At 49.0% G+C, this 255-nt stretch carries 1 rRNA gene; it reads right to left on the bottom strand.

The annotated features are described in order from the left end of the window. Positions 1 to 255, bottom strand: a 23S ribosomal RNA gene (locus tag PSH41_RS20175); the annotation flags it as partial.

A 255-nucleotide genomic window follows, 5' to 3' on the forward strand; every position in this document is an offset into this window, starting at 1 on the left:
GTGGGTTCGGTCCTCCAGTTGATGTTACTCAACCTTCAACCTGCCCATGGCTAGATCACCGGGTTTCGGGTCTATACCTTGCAACTATTCGCCCAGTTAAGACTCGGTTTCCCTACGGCTACCCTAAACGGTTAACCTCGCTACAAAATATAAGTCGCTGACCCATTATACAAAAGGTACGCAGTCACCTAACAAGTAGGCTCCTACTGCTTGTACGTACACGGTTTCAGGTTCTATTTCACTCCCCTCACAGGG

Source organism: Pseudoalteromonas sp. CST2 (assembly GCF_028599385.1).
Taxonomy (GTDB): Bacteria; Pseudomonadota; Gammaproteobacteria; order Enterobacterales; family Alteromonadaceae; genus Pseudoalteromonas; species Pseudoalteromonas atlantica.